The organism is Streptosporangium sp. NPDC049078, from assembly GCF_040648855.1.
Taxonomy (GTDB): domain Bacteria; phylum Actinomycetota; class Actinomycetes; order Streptosporangiales; family Streptosporangiaceae; genus Streptosporangium.
This window is the reverse complement of sequence record NZ_JBEZEL010000016.1, coordinates 54,162-72,464: the sequence shown is the minus strand read 5'-3', so window position 1 is coordinate 72,464 and position 18,303 is coordinate 54,162. Positions and strand designations below refer to the sequence as shown.

Sequence of the window (18,303 nt, the reverse complement as noted above, 5' to 3'; positions counted from 1 at the left end):
GGTCGTTGTTTTCGGATTAACCGCCTTCCTTGTCGTTCTGCTGACACGGCTGACGCCGAAACTGATGGAATCACGCACGCGCGGCGGGCTCTTCCTGGTGCCGGACAGGCAGGCGGGGTGGGTCAGGAGAAGCGAGCTGGACGACGTGGTCTCCACCCTGACGATGCGGCGCTCGGGCACGGTCGGGCTCACCACGGGTCTCGCCGGGGCGGGCGGGTTCGGCAAGACCTCCCTGGCCGTGGAGGTGTGTCACAGCGACGAGGTGAGGAAGCGGTTCGACGGCGGCGTCATATGGGTCACCGTGGGCCGCGACCGCGCCGGGGCCGACATCGCGGCGCTCGCCAACGACGTCACGGAGGCCGTGCTGGGCGTCCGGCCGGAGTTCTCCAGCCCCGAGCAGGCCGGCCACCGGATGGCCGAGGCCCTGGCGGAGCGGGGCCACATGCTGCTGGTGGTCGACGACGTGTGGAGCCTCGAGCAGCTGAGACCCTTTTTGTCCGCGGCCACCAGGTCCCGGGTGCTGGTGACGACCCGGCTGCCCAGGGCGCTGCCCCCGAAGGCGATCGCGATGATCGTCGACGAGCTGGCGCCGAGGGTGGCCGTCCAGGTGCTGAGCCGGGGGTTGCCGCCGATGAACCCCGGCGTCCTCGGCGACCTGGTGGCCCTGACGGGGAGGTGGCCACTACTGCTGTCCCTGCTCAACGCCCGGCTGCGCGACGAGCACGGCGCGGGGACGAACGCCGACGTCGCCGCTCGCCGGGCGGCCGGTCGGCTCGGCCGGACCGTCTCCGCCCCCCTGGACGTCACGGTCGCCTCCCAGCGGGAGAGCGCGGTGCTCGCCACCGTGGAGCACAGCCTCGAAGCCCTCGGCGCGTTCGACCGCGCCCGCTTCCTGGAACTGGGCGTCTTCCCCGAGGACGTCGCGATACCGGCCGCCGTCGTCGAGTTGCTCTGGCGCGGCACCGCGGGGCTCACCGCCAAGCAGGCCGAGCGGCTCTGCGGACGGCTTCAGGACCTCGCGCTGATCGGCAGGCACCCCGCCGAGGGGGCGGCGCCGTCGATCACGATCCACGACGTCGTCCGTTCCGCCCTCCGTTCGGAGGACGGCCTGGGCAAGGAGCGCGCCGAGGTCGCCAACCGTGACTTCCTCGACGAGGCGAGAAACCTCGTCCCCGACGACGATCTCACGGCGGACGCCGAATGGTGGAGGCTGCCCCCGACCGTGCCCTACCTCTGGAACCACCTGCTGTTCCATCTTTCCGAGGCGAGGAGATACCGGGAGCTGGAAGCCCTGCTGCATGACGTGCGCTGGTTCGTCACCCGCGTACGCGCGTTCGGGGTGGCCGCGGCGGAGTCGGATCTGACGCTGTCGACCTCCCGTTCCGTCGCGGGGGTCCGCCGGCTGATCGCCCGCAGCACCCATCTGCTCACCCCCTTCGAGTCGGACGCCGTCTCCACGGCGAACCTGCTCGCCCGCCTCTACGCGTTCCCGCCGATGCGGGCGTCGGTCGAGCGCTACAGCAGGGAGAACGAGACCACCTTCCTGAGAGCCCGCTGGCCACTGCCCGAGGACGGTTCCACCCGCCTCCTGCGCACCCTGACCTCGGCGGCGAGACACCTCGAGGAGGTGTCGATCACACCGGACGGATCACGGTTCGTCGTGCACGCCCGCGACGGCGGCGCGCAGATCTGGAAGGCCGACGGCACCACCCGGACGACGCTGGCCACGCACGGCAGACCTGTTCACGAGGTCGCCGTCTCCCCTGACGGCGCGTGGCTGGTGACCCGCTCGGGGAGAAGGAGGGTGCAGATCTGGGGGATCGACGGCGCCCAGAGGGCCGTCCTGCGCAACGGGATCGGCAGGCTCGCCGGTATGGTGGCCGCGCCCGACGGTTCGTGGCTGGCGACCCGCTCCGCGAGGGGAGGAGTCCGTCTCTGGAATTTCGACGGGAGCAGGCGTGCCGTCCTCAGGAGGGGGACGGGCAAGTTCACCGGTATGGTGGCCGCGCCCGACGGTTCGTGGCTGGCGACCCGCTCCGCGACGGGAGGGGTCGCTCTCTGGAGCCCCGCCGGGAAGAGACATCTGATCCTCAGAAGCCGGGTGCGGGTGAGAACCAAGCCGCGAAGGCTGCAGGACGTCCTGAGGATGCGCGGCTGGAACCAGGAGGACGAGAAGGTCCCCGGCAGGAACAGGCCGATCGGCAAGGTCTCCGCGCTGGTCGTCTCCCCTGACGGTTCGTGGCTGGCGACCCTCTGCGGAGACGGGAGCGTGCGCCTGTGGGGGGTCGACGGCGTCGAGCGGGCCGTCCTGACGGGGCACACCGGGGCGGGGGCGGGGGTGCGGATCTCTCCCGACGGTTCGTGGCTCGTGACCTGGTCGTCCACCGGTCCCGTACGGCTGTGGGAGACCGACGGCAGGCAGCGGGCCGTCCTGACGGGGCATGCGGGGGTGGTTCGTCAGGTGGTGATCTCTCCGGACGGGGGTTGGCTGGCGACGCTTTCCGGTGATCGGAGTGTGCGGTTGTGGGAGGCCGACGGTGGTGAGCGGGCCGTCCTGACGGGGCATGCGGGGGTGGTTCGTCAGGTGGTGATCTCTCCGGACGGGGGTTGGCTGGCGACGCTTTCCGGTGATCGGAGTGTGCGGTTGTGGGAGGCCGACGGTGGTGAGCGGGCCGCTCTGACGGGGCATGCGGGGGTGGTTCGTCAGGTGGTGATCTCTCCCGACAGCACCTGGCTCGCCGCCTGCTCCGACGAGGGGACGATCCGGATCTGGCAGTCGGAGCGCGCCGCGAGGCAGAGCCGCAGGGGGAGGACCGGGACGGTCCGCCAGGTGACGATCTCTCCCGAGGGGAGCTGGGTCGCCACCCACTCCGGTGACGGATCGGTGAAACTCTGGAACGAGGACAGGATAGAGGAGGCGACCCTCACCGTTCCCTTGGAAGACGGTCACCACGGCGTGGTCTCACCGGACAAGACGTGGCTCGCCGTCTGGTCCACCGATCACGTCGTGCGGATACGCGGGGCCGGTGGCCGCAGGCGAGCCATTCCGACGGGGCACGCCGGACGCCTGCGGGGGGTGGCGATCGCCCCCGACAGCACCTGGCTCGCGACCTGGTCGGCCGATCGGGCCGTACGACTGTGGGGTGCGGGCGGCAGCAGAAGGGCGGTGCTGAACGGTCACACCGGGCCGGTGCGCGAGGTGGTGATCGCTCCCGACAGCACCTGGCTCGCCACCTGCTCCGAAGACGGCACCGCCCGCGTGTGGTGGGCCGACGGCACCGAGCGCGCCGTCCTGGTCGCGAACATCAGGGCGACGGCACACCTCCTCGTCTCCCCGGACGGCGGCTGGCTCGCCACACTGTCCATCTACGGGAAGATCCAGCTCTGGAAGCCGGACGGTGCCAGGTACGCCACGCTGAGAAGCAGGGTGGAGGCGATCGAGGAGATCACCGTGGCGCCGAACGGCAGGTGGTTCGCCATCTTCTCCGCCAACGGCACGGCCGGCCTGTGGGGAGCCGACGGCAAGTCGCGGGCCTCGCTCAAGGGATGCCCCGGCCCCGCTCGGGGGGTGACGATCGCCCCCGACGGCACCTGGCTCGCCGCCTACTTCGACGACGGCGGCGCCCGCGTCTGGTCGGCGGGTGGCACGGAGCGGGCGAGGCTGTCCGGCGGCGAGGGAAGGATCCGCGCGGTGGCCATCTCGCCCGACAGCAACCTGCTCGCCACCTGCTCCGACGACGGCACCATCCGGGTGTGGGACAGGTACGGCGACTCGTTCGCCGCCGGGGCACGGGTCGAGGCGGGCCTCAACTGCCTCGCCTGGTTTCCCACCGGGTTCGCCATAGCCGCCGGTGGCGATCAGGGCCTGTACGGGTTCGACCTCTACCCCCCGCCCGGATAGCGGCCGGCGCGGCGTACCCGACGAGGGTGGACCCGCGACGCGGGGCGCGGGGTGGGCCGCTCGCCCCGGAGTGTTCAGGGTCTGGACGCCTCCCGCCCGGAGACGTCGTTCCAGGTGATCCGCCTGTCGCGCTCGGCCTCTCGGCAGCGGTCGTAGAGTGGGCCGGTCCGCATGGCTTTTTGCGAATGGGTGGAAAATCATGGATGAGAAGTTGACGCTGATGGCCGTGCACGCCCATCCCGACGACGAGGTGATCAGCACCGGCGGGATCCTCGCCAGATACGCGGACGAGGGTGTCCGTACCGTATTGGTGACCTGCACGAACGGCGAGCAGGGCGACGGTCCCGGCGGGGTGAAGCCGGGGGAGGCCGGCCACGACGCGGAGGCGGTGAGAGCGCTGCGGCTGGAGGAGCTCCGCGAGTCGGCGACCCATCTGGGGATCTCCCACGTCGAGCTGCTCGGCTACCAGGACTCGGGCATGGTCGGCTGGGCGGCCAACGAGGCGCCGGACTCCTTTGCCAACGTGCCTTTCGAGCAGGCCGTCGGCAGGCTCGTCGAGCTGATGGAGCGCTATCGCCCGCAGGTCGTCGTCACCTACGACGAGAACGGCGGTTACGGCCACCCCGACCACATCCAGGCCCACCGGATCGCGGTGGCCGCCACCGAGGCGAGCGGCATTCCCCGCAAGCTCTACTACACCGCCGTGCCCCGGGAGCGGACGGCCGAACTGTTCGCGTATCTCCGCTCGATCGGCGCCGGTCCCGAGGACGTCGAGCTTCCCGACGACTTCGGCGTTCCCGAGGAGCAGATCACCGCCGTGGTCGACGTGTCCTCCCAGGTGGAGCGCAAGCGCAAGGCGCTGGAGGCGCACGCGAGCCAGGGCGACAGCATCTTCCTGCTGCGCATGCCCGCGGAGGCGCAGCACCAGGTGTTCGCGCAGGAGGCCTTCATCCGTCACATCAACCACGTTCCCGCCGCGGGCGATCGAGAGGACGACCTTTTCGACGGTCTCCGTTAGGGAGAGGTCCCCGGCCGGGGAGAGGTGACCTGTCGTGGGGCTCCCCGGTTGCGCCGTGGGATACGGTGTCATACCGAAGTAGGGAAAAATCTGGTTCGCCGCTTCTTGTCGCCTTTACGATCTTTTCTCTGGTATGCAACTCTGCACACCCGGGGGAGTAGACGGTATGCGTGATCGACGGCTCCTCGCACTGGTCATCTCGGCGGCCACGATCCTCCTCTTCGGCGTGTACGCGGTGGTGGCCGCGCCGGGCGCCGTCGTTGCCTCACCGCCCTCGCCGGCCGGTGACCCCGACGTCAGGACGAACGCGGTACGGGCGGGGGAGTCGCCCAACCCGGTGCCCGCCTCGCCGCCGGCGAACCTGGTCACGCTGACCCCGGCCACGCCGAACCCGAACAGCGGTCCCGAGACGACCGCGACGAACTATCTCACCGCCTGGCAGGGGGGCGACCTCGCCGCGATGGAGGGCATGGTCGTCGACCCCCCGGCCGACTTCGTCCTGCGGCACCGCGGCTTCGACGGCGACCTGCGGATCTCCTCGCTCTCCCTCGCCCCCGGCGACCTGCGTCACCGAGGTGAGGACGCGGCCGAGATGTCCTTCAACGGGGTACGACAGGTCACGGGGCTGGGCGAGTGGCCGTTCGCCTCCGTCCTGCATTTGGAGTCGCGGTTCGGGGTGTGGAAGGTGCGCTGGACCCCCGAGACGATGCACCCCTCGCTCAAGAACGGCGGGAGCGTGCGGTTGGAGGAGACCGAGGTCCGGCGACCGGCCACGGTGACCCGTGAGGGAGTGCCGTTCCCCCAGGACAGCAGGGCGGAGGACTACTTCACCGGGCTGGGCGACACGGCGGTCATCCTGAAAGTCCGGGAGGAGCCTTCCGGCCAGGTGCTGCGGGAGTCACCGCTCCCGCCGACCTCGGGGAAGAAGACCACGATCTCCCAGCCCGTGCAGGCGGCCGCGGCCCGTGCCCTGGACGGTGTCTCCCAGCCCGCCGCGATCGTGGCCGTGGACGTCGGGACGGCCCAGGTGCGAGCGGTGGCGGACACGCTGGACGGGCGGGAGGCGTTCAACGGGCTCTACCCGCCAGGCTCGACGTTCAAGGTCGTGACCGCCGCCGCGCTGCTTCGCGGTGGCCTCACCCCCGACTCCCAGGTCGCCTGCCCCGCCGGCTACACGATCCCCAACGGCAGGAGCTTCAGCGACTCCGACGGCGTCGACCACGGCGGCGTGGCCTTCACCACGGCCTTCGCGCTCTCGTGCAACACCACCTTCGCCCAGCAGGCGTACGAGCGGCTGCGCGACGGCCAGCTGCGCGCCGAGGCGGCCGACCGGTTCGGTTTCCGGGAGAAGCCGGGGCTGAGCTCCTGCCGGATCCAGCCGCCCGGAAACCCGGACGAGCTGGGCTCCGACGCCATCGGCCAGAACTCGGTGCAGGCGAGCCCGCTCTGCATGGCCGAGGTCGCCGCCGCGGTGGCGAGCGGTGTCTGGAAGCCCGCGATCACGACCGACGAGCCTCCCGCGGACTCGCCCGCCCCGGTGCCGCTGGACGAGGAGGTGGCCGCGGGGCTGCGGACGATGATGAGCGCCGTGGTGGCCCAGGGAACGGCGGCCCAGGCCGGGCTCCCGCCGGACACCGCGGGCAAGACCGGCACCGCCGAAGTCGCCGGCGGCGGGGACCACGCCTGGTTCATCGGCTACCGGGGTTCCCTCGCCTTCGCGGTCTTCATCCGGCACGGCGGTGCGGGAGGCAAGGTCGCGGCGCCGATCGCCGCGAGGTTCCTGAACGCCCTCTGAGGCGTTCCGGGTGGGGGAGACGGGCTACCGTACACAGGGTGTACGTGAAGATCTGCGGGCTGCGCGAGCCCGGACATGTGACGGCCGCCGTCGAGGCGGGGGCCGACGCCATCGGGTTCGTCCTCACCAGGAGTTCGCGGCGGGTCACCCCCGTGCGGGCGAGGGAGCTGGCCTCGGCGGTGCCCCCGCACGTGCTGACCGTCGGGGTCTTCGCCGGAGAGCCCTCCGAGGAGGTGAGGGCGGCCACCCTGGAGGCGGGACTGCGCGCCGTCCAGTTGCACGGTGACCACCCGCACGAGGACTTCACCGCGTTGAAGGACCTCGGCGTCACGCTGGTCCGCGCCGGGGCCGCGAGCACCGACCTGCGCTGCGGCGCCCTCGACGAGGACCTGCTCATCGTCGACGCGCCCAGGCCCGGCTCGGGGGAGCCGTGGGACTGGGCGGCCGTGCGCGGGCGCCCGGCGGGCCGCTGGATGCTGGCCGGGGGACTGGCCCCGTCGAACGTGGCCGAGGCGATCGCCGCCGCCCGGCCCTGGGGAGTCGACGTGTCGAGCGGTGTGGAGGTCGCGCCAGGGGTGAAGGACCCCGGCCTCATCAGGGACTTCATCACCGCCGCCCGCGGCGGCTGAGCCTCGCGGGCCCGCGTCCGGGGGCGGCCGTTGCCAAAGTCGTCAACCTCGTTTACGGTATAGACAACCACATTGACGATACCGCCGTGACGTGCGATCGCCGAGCCCGTGTTCCGAGGGCTCGGAACACCCAGAGAGAAGGCTTCCGTGACCACTGACGTCCACCCCCTCTTCCCCACCCACACCACCGAGAGCGCCCCGGCCGACGCCCGCTCCACCGTCGAGAACGTGAAGCGGAAATTCGGCTACGTCCCCGCGCCGGTCGGCCGGATGGCCACCTCCCCGCAGTTGCTCAAGGGATTCCTGGCGGCGAGCGCCACCTTCGAGCAGACCACCCTCGATCCGATCGACCGCGAGATCGTCGTCATGACGGTCGCCACCCGCAACGGCTGCCACGTCTGCGTGGCGATGCACACCGCCACGCTGGTCAGGCTGGAGGCCCCGTCCGAGGTCGTCGAGGCGCTCCGCGCCGGGAAGCCGCTCCCGGACGGGCGCGCCGAGGCGCTCCGGTCGTTCACCCTCGCCGTCATGGACCATCATGGCGCGGTCGGCGACGAGGAGACGCGGGCGTTCCTCGACGCGGGCTACAGCGCGCAAAACGCCCTTGAGGTCGTCCTCGGCGTCGGCGCGTACACGATCTCGACCTTCGCCAACCGTCTGATCGACGCGCCCCTCGACCCGCCGTTCCACGCCTTCGCCTGGGACGGCGACGACAGATAGGGGCGACCGGTTCGCCCTCCGGGCTCTCTGGCGGTTGTCGCATACCCCCCACCGGTATAAATTGAGGCTCTTGCCAGAGAGCTACGAGGAGGTAGGGATGTCCGAACCGGCACGGCACGCGAGTCACGCCGACGACGGGGCCGACCATGGATCCGATCACGGGTCCGATCACGGGTCCGATCACGGGTCCGGCCACCACCCGCCGAAGGCCACCTGGCGGGTCGCCGCGTCGGCGACCCTGCACTGCCTCACCGGATGCGCCATCGGAGAGGTGCTCGGCATGGTGATCGGCACGGCTCTGGGATGGCCGAACGTGTCCACCGTCGTCCTCTCCATCGTGCTGGCCTTCTTCTTCGGCTACGCCCTCACCCTGCTCGGGTTGCGCAGGGCCGGCGTCGACTGGCGCAAGGCCGTACGGCTGGCGCTGGCGGCCGACACCCTGTCCATCCTCGTCATGGAGATCGTCGACAACACCGTCATGATCGCGGTTCCCGGCGCGATGGACGCGGAACTCACCTCCGGCCTCTTCTGGGGCGCCCTCGCCTTCGCCCTCCTGGTGGCCTTCCTGGTCACCACGCCCATCAACAAGTGGATCATCGGCCGAGGCAGGGGACACGCCGTCGTCCACTCCTACCACCACTGAGGGACCGTCTTCGACTCCGGCGCCACTCGGAACCGACGCGACCGCGCCGTACGCCGAGCAACGGGCCAAAGGGGGCGGCGAACTCCGATGACGGTGCTGAGATCACCTGCCAGGGAGGCGGCAGCTTTCGCTCCGGTACGCGTCGGTGCCGAACAGGGACATGAGCGCATTATCGGGAAAAGCGTCGTCATGCGGACCGGTTCTCTGCAAATGATCGCTGCCCGCGCGTTCCACCTCGATGGGCGCGGGAACGAACACCGGATCAGCTGGACGACGTATCACCAGGTCGTGATGGTCTCGCCCGCGCCGATGGGCGGCTCCGCACCGGGTTCCAAGGACGTGACGCATGCATATCGATCTCACCGGCAAGACGGCGCTGGTCACCGGGTCCACCCAGGGCATCGGGGCCGCCATCGCCGTCGGCCTCGCGCGGGCGGGCGCGACGGTGGCCGTCAACGGCCGCACACCCGACAAGGTCCAGGCCGCCGGCGAGGCGCTGCGCGCGCAGGTCCCCGGTGCGGAGATCGTCCCGCTCGCGGCGGACCTCGCCACCGAGGAGGGCGCGGAGCACGCGGTGGACCTCCTGCCGGAGGTCGACATCCTGGTCAACAACCTCGGGATCTTCGGAGCGAAGGACGCCCTGGAGATCACCGACGGCGAGTGGCGCCGCTACTTCGAGGTGAACGTCCTGGCGGCGGTCCGCCTCACCCGTGCCTATCTGCCGGGGATGGTGGCACGCTCCTGGGGCCGCGTCCAGTACATCGCCAGCGACTCCGCGATCGTCACCCCCGTCGAGATGATCCAGTACGGCATGTCCAAGACCGCGCTCCTGGCCGTCTCACGCGGCTTCGCGAAGAAGGCCGCGGGCAGTGGCGTCACCGTGAACTCCGTCATCGCGGGCCCCACCCACACCGGTGGCGTGGAGGAGTTCGTCTACGAACTCGTCGACCGTGACCTGCCCTGGGAGGAGGCCCAGCGTGCCTTCATGCGAGAGCACCGCCCGCAGTCGCTCCTGCGACGGCTGATCGAGCCGGAGGAGATCGCCAACATGGTCGTCTACCTCAGCTCACCACAGGCCTCCGCCACCACGGGTGGTGCCCTGCGCGTCGACGGTGGATACGTCGACGCCATCGTCCCCTGAGCGACGGCGAGCGATGCCCTCGCTCTTCCGGCGGACCGCCGACCGGCTGGCCGACGCCGCTCCCGGCTGGCTGGTCGAGACGGTCAGGCCCGCACCCGCGCCGCTGCGGTGGTGGCCGATGCTGCGCATGGCCGTGGCGGTGACCGGCCCGCTTCTCGTGGCACTCGTCTCCGGGAACGTCGTGGCCGGTCTGCTGCCCGCGATGGGCGCGACGAACGCCGGTCTGGCCGACCGGGGTGGTCCCTACCTGGTCAGGATCGCCAGGATGGGCGCGGCCGGTGTCGCGGGGGCACTGGGATATCTCATCGGGGCCGCGGCCCACGGCCACGGCTGGTGGACGGTGCCGGTTGTGGTGGCGGTCGCCGTGCTGTCCGCGCTCGTCAGCACGAGCGGGGCGACGGGCTCGGCGGCCGGGCTGCAGCTGCTGGTGATGACCGTGATCGCCACCGGGGTGAAGCTGCCGGGGGCGCCGGGCGCGAACGCGCTGGCGTTCCTGCTGGGCGCGCTCTGGGTGATCGTGCTGGGGGTCGCCGACTGGCCGTTCCACCCCCGGGCGCCGGAGAGGGCCGCCGTGATCGCGGTCTACGAGGCTCTCGACCGGCTGTTCACCGATCACGACACTCTCGCGCTGAGGACGTTCGACACCACTCTCAAGAACGGCTACGACGTCGTGCTCGGCGCACGCTCCCTGGCCGGAGGGCTGGACCCGGAGCGCACCCGCCTGGTCGCCCTGCTGAACCAGGCCTCGCTGATCCGCAACGCCCTGCTCTCGCTGCGCTACGAGGAACGCGGGCTGCCCGAGCCGCTCGTGCGACCCGCCTCCGCCCCGGGGGCCGTCGCCGCATCGCTCGCCGGTGGACCCGCGCCCCGGGTGCCGTCGTGTTCCTGCGAACGAGGCGACCCGCCCGTCACGCGCGCCCTGTGTCTCGCGGTGCGGGGGGCCGTCGAGCTGGTGTCCGGCGGTGAGGTCGCGAAGGACCAGTTGCCGTACGAACGGGTCGGCTACCGTTCCCGGCTCCGTGGCGTGCTGGAGCAGATGTGGCGGGGCCACCTCGCCCGCGTTTACACGGTCAGGCTCGCGCTGTGCATGGGTGTGGCCACCACGCTCAGCGAGTTCGGCTGGTTCGAGCGGTCCTACTGGATGATGCTCACCGTCGCGTTGGTGCTCAAGCCCGACTTCGGGTCGGTGTTCGCCCGCGCCGTGCAGCGCGTGCTCGGCACCCTCGTGGGGACGCTGATCGGCACCCTCGTACTCGTCCTGGTGCCGTACGGCCCGCTGCTCCTGGCTCCCATCGCGGTGTGCGCGGCGCTCCTGCCGTACGGCCTGCAACGCAACTGGGGCCTGATGTCGGCCTTCCAGGCGCCGCTGGTCCTGCTTCTGGTGGACCTGCTCACCCGCGGGGGACCCGAGCTGGGGAGGATCCGGCTGGTGGACACGCTGGTCGGATGTGTGATCGTCCTGGTGCTGGGCTACCTGCCGTGGTCGTCGAGCTGGGAGGCGCCGGTCGGGCCGAGGTTCGCCGACGCGGTGACGGCCACCGCGAACTACCTGCGGCACGCGTTCGACGGCGGGCACGCCGGCGGGACGCGACTGCACCGCGGGGCGTACGACGCCCTGGCCGACCTGCGGACGGTCTTCCAGCGGGCGCTGTCCGAACCGCCGGTGATCAGCAGGCGTGTCACCACCTGGATGCCCGCGATGGCCGCGCTGGAACAGGTGGCCGACGCGACCGCCACCACCGTCGCGCGCACCGGGCGCGGCGCGCCGCCACCTCCGAAGGAGGCCGTCCGCGCCCTCGCCGACTCCCTGGAGAAGATCGCGCAGGATGTCCGCGAGGGGCGCGAACCGGCCGGTCCCGGGCCCGATGACGAGGAGAGCCTGGAGCGGGTCGCCTCCGCCGTCCGCTGCCTGCGCGACACGGTCTCCGGACACCACTGACCGGTCCCGGGCCGCGCGAAGGCCGCGGCTCTCGCGGGACTACAGGAAGAGGCTCAGGATCAGGACGAAGACCAGGCCGGCCACCGAGATGACCGTCTCCATCACCGACCAGGTCTTGATGTTCTGGCCCACGGTGAGCCCGAAGTACTCCTTGACCAGCCAGAAGCCCGCATCGTTGACGTGGGAGAAGAACAGCGAACCCGCGCCGATGGCGAGCACGAGCAGCGAGGTCTCCCCGACGCTGAGGTTGGCGACCAGCGGGGCGAGGATCCCCGAGGCCGTGACGGTCGCGACGGTCGCCGAGCCCGTGGCCAGCCGGATGAGCACGGCGACCAGCCAGGCGAGCAGCAGCACCGACAGGCCGCTGTTCTCCACCCACGTGGCGATGAGGTCGCCGATCCCGGTGTCGATCAGCGTCTGCTTGAAACCACCGCCCGCGGCGACGATCAGCAGGATGCCCGCGATCGGCGGCAGCGACTGCTCCAGGGACTTCGCGACCGCCTTCCTGTCCATTCCGGCGCCGAGGCCCAGGGTGAACATCGCGACGAGGACGGCGATGAGCAGCGCCACCAACGGCGTACCGAGGAAGTCGAGCACGGTGCGCAGGACGTTGCCCTCGGCGAGGAGGATGTCGGCGAGGGCCTTGCCCATCATCAGCACGACCGGCAGCAGCACGGTGGCGAGCGTGACGCCGAACGACGGGCGCCGGGTGTCCTCCGCCGAGGGCCGGGCCTCGTAGAGCTCCGGCGCCGGTACGTCCACCCAGCGGGCCGCGTACTTGGCGAACAGCGGCCCCGCGATGGCGACCGTCGGGATGGCGACGAGCACGCCCAGGCCCAGCGTGATGCCGAGGTCGGCGTTGAGCGCGTCGATGGCGACCAGCGGGCCCGGGTGCGGGGGAACGAGCCCGTGCATCACGGAAAGGCCCGCGAGCGCGGGTATGCCGACCCGGATCAGGGAGAGGCCGGAGCGGCGCGAGACCAGGAAGATGACCGGCATCAGCAGGACGAGGCCGATCTCGAAGAACATCGGCAGGCCGATCAGCGCGCCCACCGCGGCCATCGCCCAGGGCAGGGATCGGGGGTTGGACCGGCCGACGATCGTGTCCACGATCTCGTCGGCCCCGCCGGAGTCGGCGAGCAGCTTGCCGAACATCGCGCCGAGCGCGATGAGCGTGCCGACACCGGCCGCGGTGCTGCCGAACCCGTCGCTGAAGGCGGCGATGGTGTCGGTCATCGCGAGGCCCGCGACGGCTCCGACCGCGAGCGAGCCGAGGGTGAGGCTCAGGAAGGGGTGGAGCTTGAAGTACGTGATCAGTACGACGATCAGCGCGATGCCGACGAGCGCCGCCGGGATGAGTCTTCCGGGGGAGGTGTCGGCGGGCGCGGCGAGGGTGGTGAGGAGGGGGCTCACCTCGGGCTCCCGGCCTCGTCGTCCGGGTCTGAGGTCCGGGACGCGGCCGGGGCGGCGGAGTCGGCGGGGGGCGGGTTCGTTTCCGTTCCGGGGGCGGACGTCGTCTGGGCGGTCGCGGCGAGGTAGGCGTCCACGAGTTCGTCCACGGAGGCGGAGAAGTCGAGGACGATCCCCTGCTCGTCGGGCTCCAGGGGTTCCAGCGTCTTGAACTGCGACTCGACCAGCGAGGTGGGCATGAAGTGCCCCGGGCGGCCGGCCACTCTGCGGCGTACGGCGTCCACCTCGCCGTGGAGGTGGACGAAGCTCACCGTCGGCGCGGCCTCGCGCAGGATGTCGCGGTAGCTCCGTTTGAGCGCTGAGCAGCTCGCCACACCACCGGTGGCGGCGTGCTCGCTGAGCCAGGTGCCGATCGCGCGCAGCCAGGGCAGCCGGTCCTCGTCGTCGAGGGGGATCCCGTCCGACATCTTGGCGATGTTGGCCTCGCTGTGGAAGTCGTCGGCGTCGGCGAACGGCACCCGTAGCCGCTGGCCGAGGGCGGCGCCCACGGTGGTCTTGCCGGAACCGGTCACCCCCATGACGACGATCAGTACGGCGCCGGGGGGCGGTGAGGCGGGGGCCTGAGCGGGGTTCATGGAGACGACCTCCCATGTCGATCTTCGTTGATCTTCGCGACGGCCTGGCCGGATGAGTGGTGCGCGATCCGGGGTCGGCGTTACAAAAAACATCTTTTTGTGGAGATATGTCACTGTTTGTCGCAGTTGGTTGCTGCGGGAGGCAACGAGCGGACGACTATGGGACTGCACCGGAGCGTCCTGAATAAACCCGGTTCGGGGGCCGTGTCTGACGATCTCCGCTGAATCTTCTCGCCGGTCGGGTGCCCGAAGTTGGGCACTCCGCCCCCTGGTGGGGCGCGGGAGGGCTCTCCGTGACGCGCCGCGCCATCGAGGGGGCGCGATCCGGCCCCCACAGGGGACGTACGGGGCGATGTGCCGGCAATCGGAGCACCGAAGCCGGTGCGCACCGAGAGGCCGGAAGGACGCAAACGACAAAAGGCCGGAGAAGGACTTGTCAGGGCTTGCGGGCGACACCGCAGAACTGGGACACCTCAGGAGAATCGCCCCACGGGGTGCGTTCCGAACGCCAGCGTGAACAGGAGACCACGCCGGGCTCCAGGAGTTCCAGGCCGTCGAAGAACGAGGCGACGTGGTGGCGGTCGCGGGCCACGATCGGGGTGCCGCCCCGCTCCATGAACTGTCGCATCGCCTCGTGCATCGCCTCGCCGTGAACCTCGGCGGTGGCGTGCGCGATCACCAGGTGGCTGCCCGAGGGGACGGCGTCGACCAGTTCCCTCACGACCTTTCCCGCCTCCTCGTCATCGGTGAGGTGGTGCAGGATTCCCAGCAGCATCAGCGCGACGGGCCTGGTGAGGTCGAGGGTCTCCGCCGCCGCCCGCAGGATGTGCTGGGGGTCGCGCAGGTCGGCGTCGATGTAGTCGGTGGCACCCTCTGAGTTGCCGACGAGCAGTGCGCGGGCGTGGACCAGGACCAGCGGGTCGTTGTCGACGTAGACGACCCTGGACTCCGGGGCGATCCGCTGAGCCACCTCGTGCGTGTTGTCGGCGGTGGGAAGGCCTGTGCCGATGTCGAGGAACTGGCGAATCCCGGCCTCGGCGACGAGATATTGCACGCAGCGGCCGAGGAACGCCCGGTCGGCCCGCGCCGAGTCGACGATGCCGGGGATGAGCTGCTCGACCATGTCCCCGGCCTCGCGGTCGGCGGGATAGTTGTCCTTTCCGCCCAGCCAGTAATTCCAGATACGGGCCGAATGTGGCCGACCGGCATCGAGCTCCACGGGCTGCCAGCCGGATTCGCGAGAGGTGCTCATGGGGGTCAGGTCCGTTCATGAGGAATTCGCATCGAATGAGACAGTAGGTAGTTGATCACAATGGTGATGTTCACGGCAAATCTCCCAGGGATCATAGCGGTCACCGAGGTGATCCACACGATTCCGGAACGCGGGTGACCGGAAGGTGGACGGCACCCTCGCGGCGTCCTCGCTGAGACGGAAACGCGGCGATCGTGGGCGGGAATTCGCTCGTCGCGGAACGTGTGCCCGTTTCTGCCGGGCCTCGTCGCGAGGTCCCGTTCTCTTACCGCGGAGGTGCAGGATATCCGGGGAGAATACGCCGATGTCGCGATCGTTAAAAAGCTTATGACTTTATTGAGGTTTCCCCAAGACGAATGCGTGGGCCAGGCGGACCAAGGGGTGGAGGCGTTGATTCGCCGGCAGCCGACCGGTGAGCGCGCCGCCGCCCGAGTCGCGAACACGTCGCGAACACGTCGCGAACACGTCGCGAACACGTCGCGAACACGTCGCGAACACGGAATCGGCCCGCGCCTCCCCGTACCGCCGCATCGCATTCCCTGTCACATCCGGGCTACTGTCCTGGTCAGAGGGTGCGTGTCGATTTCCCGCCGATCCGTTCGACGCGTAGCCGAGGACCGGCAAGGATCGGTCACCTGACCACCCGAAGGAGATATGACGATGCGATTTCTGATGACGACCAGGGGCAGCGACGACATGGCACCTCCGACCGAGGAGATGCACGCCGAGATGGCCGCCTTCGTCCAGGAGATGATCCAGGCGGGAGTGGTGCTCGCGACCGGTGGCCTGGACCCGGCCGGCACCCACATCTCCTCCTCCGCCGGGGAGATCACCGTCACCGACGGGCCGTTCACCGAGGCGAAGGAGGCGATCGTCAGCTTCGCGCTCGTCGAGGTGCGCTCCAAGGAGGAGGCGATCGAGCTGTCCCGGCGCTTCTGGAAGATCGTCGGCGACGGCGAGGGAGACATCCAGCAGGTCTTCGGCCCGGAGGACTGATCGGATGCTTGCGTACCCGGCCGGGCGAATGCTCTGATCGAGCGCGTGATGTCCGGGGACGCCCACCGCGCGGTCGACGCGGTCTGGAAAATGGAGTCGGCGAGGATCGTCGCCGGGCTCGTCCGGATGGTGGGCGACGTGGGGATGGCCGAGGAGCTCGCGCAGGACGCGCTCCTGGCCGCCCTCGAACAGTGGCCGGGGGCCGGCGTCCCGGACAATCCGGGCGCCTGGCTCATGGCCGTCGCCAAGCGCCGCGCCGTCGACCACCTGCGCCGGGAGAAGCGGCTCGACCTCAGGCACGAGGAGCTCGCCCACGACCTCGCCACCCGGCAGGACACCGCCGGGGCCGACGTCGACGCGGCCCTCGACGACGAGGTGCGTGACGACGTCCTGCGCCTGATGTTCGTCTCCTGCCACCCGGCGCTGCCCGCCGAGTCCCGGGTGGCTCTGACGTTGCGACTGCTCGGCGGCCTGCGCACCGACGAGATCGCGCGTGCCTTCCTCGTCTCGGAATCGACCGTCGCGCAGCGCGTCGTCCGGGCCAAGCGCACCCTCGCCGCCCTCCGGATCCCGTTCGAGGTCCCGGAGGGTCCGGACCGGGCGGCGCGCCTGTCGTCGGTCCTCGAGGTCGTCTACCTGGTGTTCAACGAGGGGTACGCGGCGAGCGCCGGTGACGACTGGATGCGCCAGGACCTCTGCCAGGAGGCGCTGCGCCTCGGCCGCCTGCTGGCCGCACTCGCGCCGGGCGAGGCGGAGGCGCACGGCCTGGTCGCGCTGATGGAGCTCCAGGCATCGCGGTCGGCGGCCAGGACGGGGCCGTCGGGAGAGCCCGTCGCGCTGCACGAGCAGAATCGCGGACGCTGGGACCGTCTCCTCATCGACCGGGGGATCGCGGCCCTGCTGCGCGCCAGGCGGTGTGAGGCGCCTCTCGGCCCGTACGTGCTGCAGGCCGCCATCGCCGTATGTCACGCGCAGGCCCGTACGGCCGAGGAGACCGACTGGCGGCAGATCGCCGCCCTGTACGCGGCGCTCGTCCGGGTGCTGCCCACTCCGGTCGTGCAGCTCAACCGCGCGGTCGCGCTGGCGATGGCCCACGGCCCCGAAGCGGGTCTGGCGCTCGCCGACACGCTCGTCGGAGCACCCGCGCTCAAGGGCTACCACCGCCTGCCCAGCGTGCGCGGCGACCTGCTGGCCAGGCTCGGCCGCCACGAGGAGGCGCGGCGGGAGTTCGAACGCGCCGCGGCCCTCACCCTCAACGTGCCGGAACGCACGATCCTCACGCGACGCGCCGCGGCCTGCGCCGACATCGCCGCACGGAGAACACCCGGAACGGTGGGCTCGCAGGGGGCGGCCGGCACCCCGGCCGGGACCTCGGGAGGAGCCGGGCAGAAAGCGGGCCTCACCCTGGCCGAGGCCGCCATCGCCTTCCTCGCCCGTGGCGACCTGGACGCCGCGACCGTCCGCTCCTACCGTCAGACCATGAACCGGCTGCGCCGAGATCTCGGAGACGACATCCCGCTGTCGGACGTGAGTTCCGCGCGGGTCGCGGAGGTCTTCACCGACGCGTGGGGCAACGCGGCCCCCGCCACGTGGAACCGCCACCGCGGGGCCGTCCGCTCCTTCAGTACCTGGATCGCCGCCCGGGGCACGCCGGTCGGTGGCCCGGGGGACGGCCCGGATCGTGGCCCGCTCGACGGGCCGGATCGCGGGCCGGCCGGTCAGGCGGGGAGCGGGCAGTCCGGCGACCTGACCGGCGGTGTGCCCCGCGACCTGGCCGCCGCGCTCGGGCGCAGGCCCGAGCCCAGGGGGCGCACCCGTCCCATCGACAGGCCGCACGTCGAGGCGCTCTGGGAGCGCCCGGACATCGCTCCGCGCGAACGCGCCCTGTGGTCGCTGCTGTACGAGAGCGGGGCCGGGGCGGGCCCGGCGCTCTCGCTCAACGTCGAGGACCTCGACCTGGCGGGGATGCGCGGCAAGGTGGCCACCGGGTCCGGCTGGATCCACTGGCGTTCCGGCACCGCCGAACTCATCCCCGCCCTCGTCGCGGGCCGGCGCCGGGGCCCGCTGTTCCTGTCCGACCGCAGACCCGGCCCCGGCCGGCCTCCCGCACCCGCCGACCTGTGCCCGGAGACCGGTCGCCGCAGGCTCTCCTACGAACGGGCCGAATACCTGTTCAAGCGGGCCACCGGCTACACCCTCAACCAGCTCAGGACCCGATAGCGCT

13 protein-coding genes are annotated in these 18,303 nt (G+C 71.0%); 10 read left to right on the top strand and 3 right to left on the bottom strand.

Annotation, left to right across the window (positions count from 1 at the left end; all coding sequences use genetic code 11):
• The first annotated feature begins 64 nt into the window (after positions 1 to 64).
• The 8 genes from AB0B90_RS26770 to AB0B90_RS26735 all read left to right on the top strand — a co-directional run bounded on the left by AB0B90_RS26770 (position 65) and on the right by AB0B90_RS26735 (position 11,786).
• Positions 65 to 3,901 (top strand): NB-ARC domain-containing protein, encoded by a 3,837-nt coding sequence (locus tag AB0B90_RS26770; protein WP_362925388.1) that lies wholly within the window; start codon positions 65 to 67, stop codon positions 3,899 to 3,901.
• A gap of 199 nt (positions 3,902 to 4,100) precedes the next feature.
• The gene (locus AB0B90_RS26765; protein ID WP_350949079.1) at positions 4,101 to 4,919 is read left to right on the top strand and encodes a PIG-L family deacetylase; all 819 of its coding nucleotides are present in this window, start codon (positions 4,101 to 4,103) and stop codon (positions 4,917 to 4,919) included.
• Positions 4,920 to 5,085: 166 nt separating this feature from the next.
• Positions 5,086 to 6,714: a penicillin-binding transpeptidase domain-containing protein gene (locus AB0B90_RS26760; RefSeq protein WP_350949078.1), complete on the top strand. Its 1,629-nt coding sequence runs from the start codon at positions 5,086 to 5,088 to the stop codon at positions 6,712 to 6,714.
• Positions 6,715 to 6,752: 38 nt separating this feature from the next.
• Positions 6,753 to 7,343: a phosphoribosylanthranilate isomerase gene (locus tag AB0B90_RS26755; RefSeq protein ID WP_362925386.1), complete on the top strand. Its 591-nt coding sequence runs from the start codon at positions 6,753 to 6,755 to the stop codon at positions 7,341 to 7,343.
• Between the two features lie 147 nt (positions 7,344 to 7,490).
• Positions 7,491 to 8,063 (top strand): carboxymuconolactone decarboxylase family protein, encoded by a 573-nt coding sequence (locus AB0B90_RS26750; protein WP_362925384.1) that lies wholly within the window; start codon positions 7,491 to 7,493, stop codon positions 8,061 to 8,063.
• A gap of 97 nt (positions 8,064 to 8,160) precedes the next feature.
• The gene (locus tag AB0B90_RS26745) at positions 8,161 to 8,706 is read left to right on the top strand and encodes a DUF4396 domain-containing protein (RefSeq protein WP_362925382.1); all 546 of its coding nucleotides are present in this window, start codon (positions 8,161 to 8,163) and stop codon (positions 8,704 to 8,706) included.
• A gap of 346 nt (positions 8,707 to 9,052) precedes the next feature.
• Positions 9,053 to 9,847, top strand: a complete 795-nt coding sequence (locus AB0B90_RS26740) for an SDR family oxidoreductase (protein WP_362925380.1) — start codon at positions 9,053 to 9,055, stop codon at positions 9,845 to 9,847.
• 13 nt (positions 9,848 to 9,860) lie between these two features.
• Positions 9,861 to 11,786, top strand: a complete 1,926-nt coding sequence (locus AB0B90_RS26735; RefSeq protein ID WP_362925378.1) for an FUSC family protein — start codon at positions 9,861 to 9,863, stop codon at positions 11,784 to 11,786.
• A gap of 39 nt (positions 11,787 to 11,825) precedes the next feature.
• Here AB0B90_RS26735 and AB0B90_RS26730 read toward each other — a convergent pair whose 3' ends face one another.
• From AB0B90_RS26730 to AB0B90_RS26720, 3 genes are all read right to left on the bottom strand, one after another.
• Positions 11,826 to 13,199, bottom strand: coding sequence for a gluconate:H+ symporter (locus tag AB0B90_RS26730; RefSeq protein ID WP_362925376.1), 1,374 nt, complete (start codon positions 13,197 to 13,199; stop codon positions 11,826 to 11,828).
• Positions 13,196 to 13,831, bottom strand: a complete 636-nt coding sequence (locus tag AB0B90_RS26725; RefSeq protein ID WP_362925374.1) for a gluconokinase — start codon at positions 13,829 to 13,831, stop codon at positions 13,196 to 13,198. The genes AB0B90_RS26730 and AB0B90_RS26725 overlap by 4 nt, the downstream gene beginning before the upstream one ends.
• Positions 13,832 to 14,267: 436 nt before the next feature.
• On the bottom strand, positions 14,268 to 15,083 hold the full coding sequence (locus tag AB0B90_RS26720; RefSeq protein ID WP_350949070.1) for an SAM-dependent methyltransferase: 816 nt from the start codon (positions 15,081 to 15,083) through the stop codon (positions 14,268 to 14,270).
• Between the two features lie 660 nt (positions 15,084 to 15,743).
• Between AB0B90_RS26720 and AB0B90_RS26715 the strand changes: the two genes are divergently transcribed.
• Complete coding sequence (locus AB0B90_RS26715) at positions 15,744 to 16,079, top strand: YciI family protein (RefSeq protein WP_350949069.1); 336 nt, start codon at positions 15,744 to 15,746, stop codon at positions 16,077 to 16,079.
• Positions 16,080 to 16,127: 48 nt separating this feature from the next.
• Positions 16,128 to 18,299, top strand: coding sequence for a sigma-70 family RNA polymerase sigma factor (locus AB0B90_RS26710; protein ID WP_362925372.1), 2,172 nt, complete (start codon positions 16,128 to 16,130; stop codon positions 18,297 to 18,299).
• The last annotated feature ends 4 nt before the right edge of the window (positions 18,300 to 18,303 follow it).

Coding starts and splice junctions, on each gene's coding strand:
- AB0B90_RS26770 (WP_362925388.1), top strand. CDS start 65: ATGGAATCACGCACGCGCGGCGGGCTCTTCCTGGTGCCGGACAGGCAG.
- AB0B90_RS26735 (WP_362925378.1), top strand. CDS start 9,861: ATGCCCTCGCTCTTCCGGCGGACCGCCGACCGGCTGGCCGACGCCGCT.
- AB0B90_RS26745 (WP_362925382.1), top strand. CDS start 8,161: ATGTCCGAACCGGCACGGCACGCGAGTCACGCCGACGACGGGGCCGAC.
- AB0B90_RS26765 (WP_350949079.1), top strand. CDS start 4,101: ATGGATGAGAAGTTGACGCTGATGGCCGTGCACGCCCATCCCGACGAC.
- AB0B90_RS26720 (WP_350949070.1), bottom strand. CDS start 15,083: ATGAGCACCTCTCGCGAATCCGGCTGGCAGCCCGTGGAGCTCGATGCC.
- AB0B90_RS26715 (WP_350949069.1), top strand. CDS start 15,744: ATGCGATTTCTGATGACGACCAGGGGCAGCGACGACATGGCACCTCCG.
- AB0B90_RS26710 (WP_362925372.1), top strand. CDS start 16,128: ATGTCCGGGGACGCCCACCGCGCGGTCGACGCGGTCTGGAAAATGGAG.
- AB0B90_RS26725 (WP_362925374.1), bottom strand. CDS start 13,831: ATGAACCCCGCTCAGGCCCCCGCCTCACCGCCCCCCGGCGCCGTACTG.
- AB0B90_RS26740 (WP_362925380.1), top strand. CDS start 9,053: ATGCATATCGATCTCACCGGCAAGACGGCGCTGGTCACCGGGTCCACC.
- AB0B90_RS26760 (WP_350949078.1), top strand. CDS start 5,086: ATGCGTGATCGACGGCTCCTCGCACTGGTCATCTCGGCGGCCACGATC.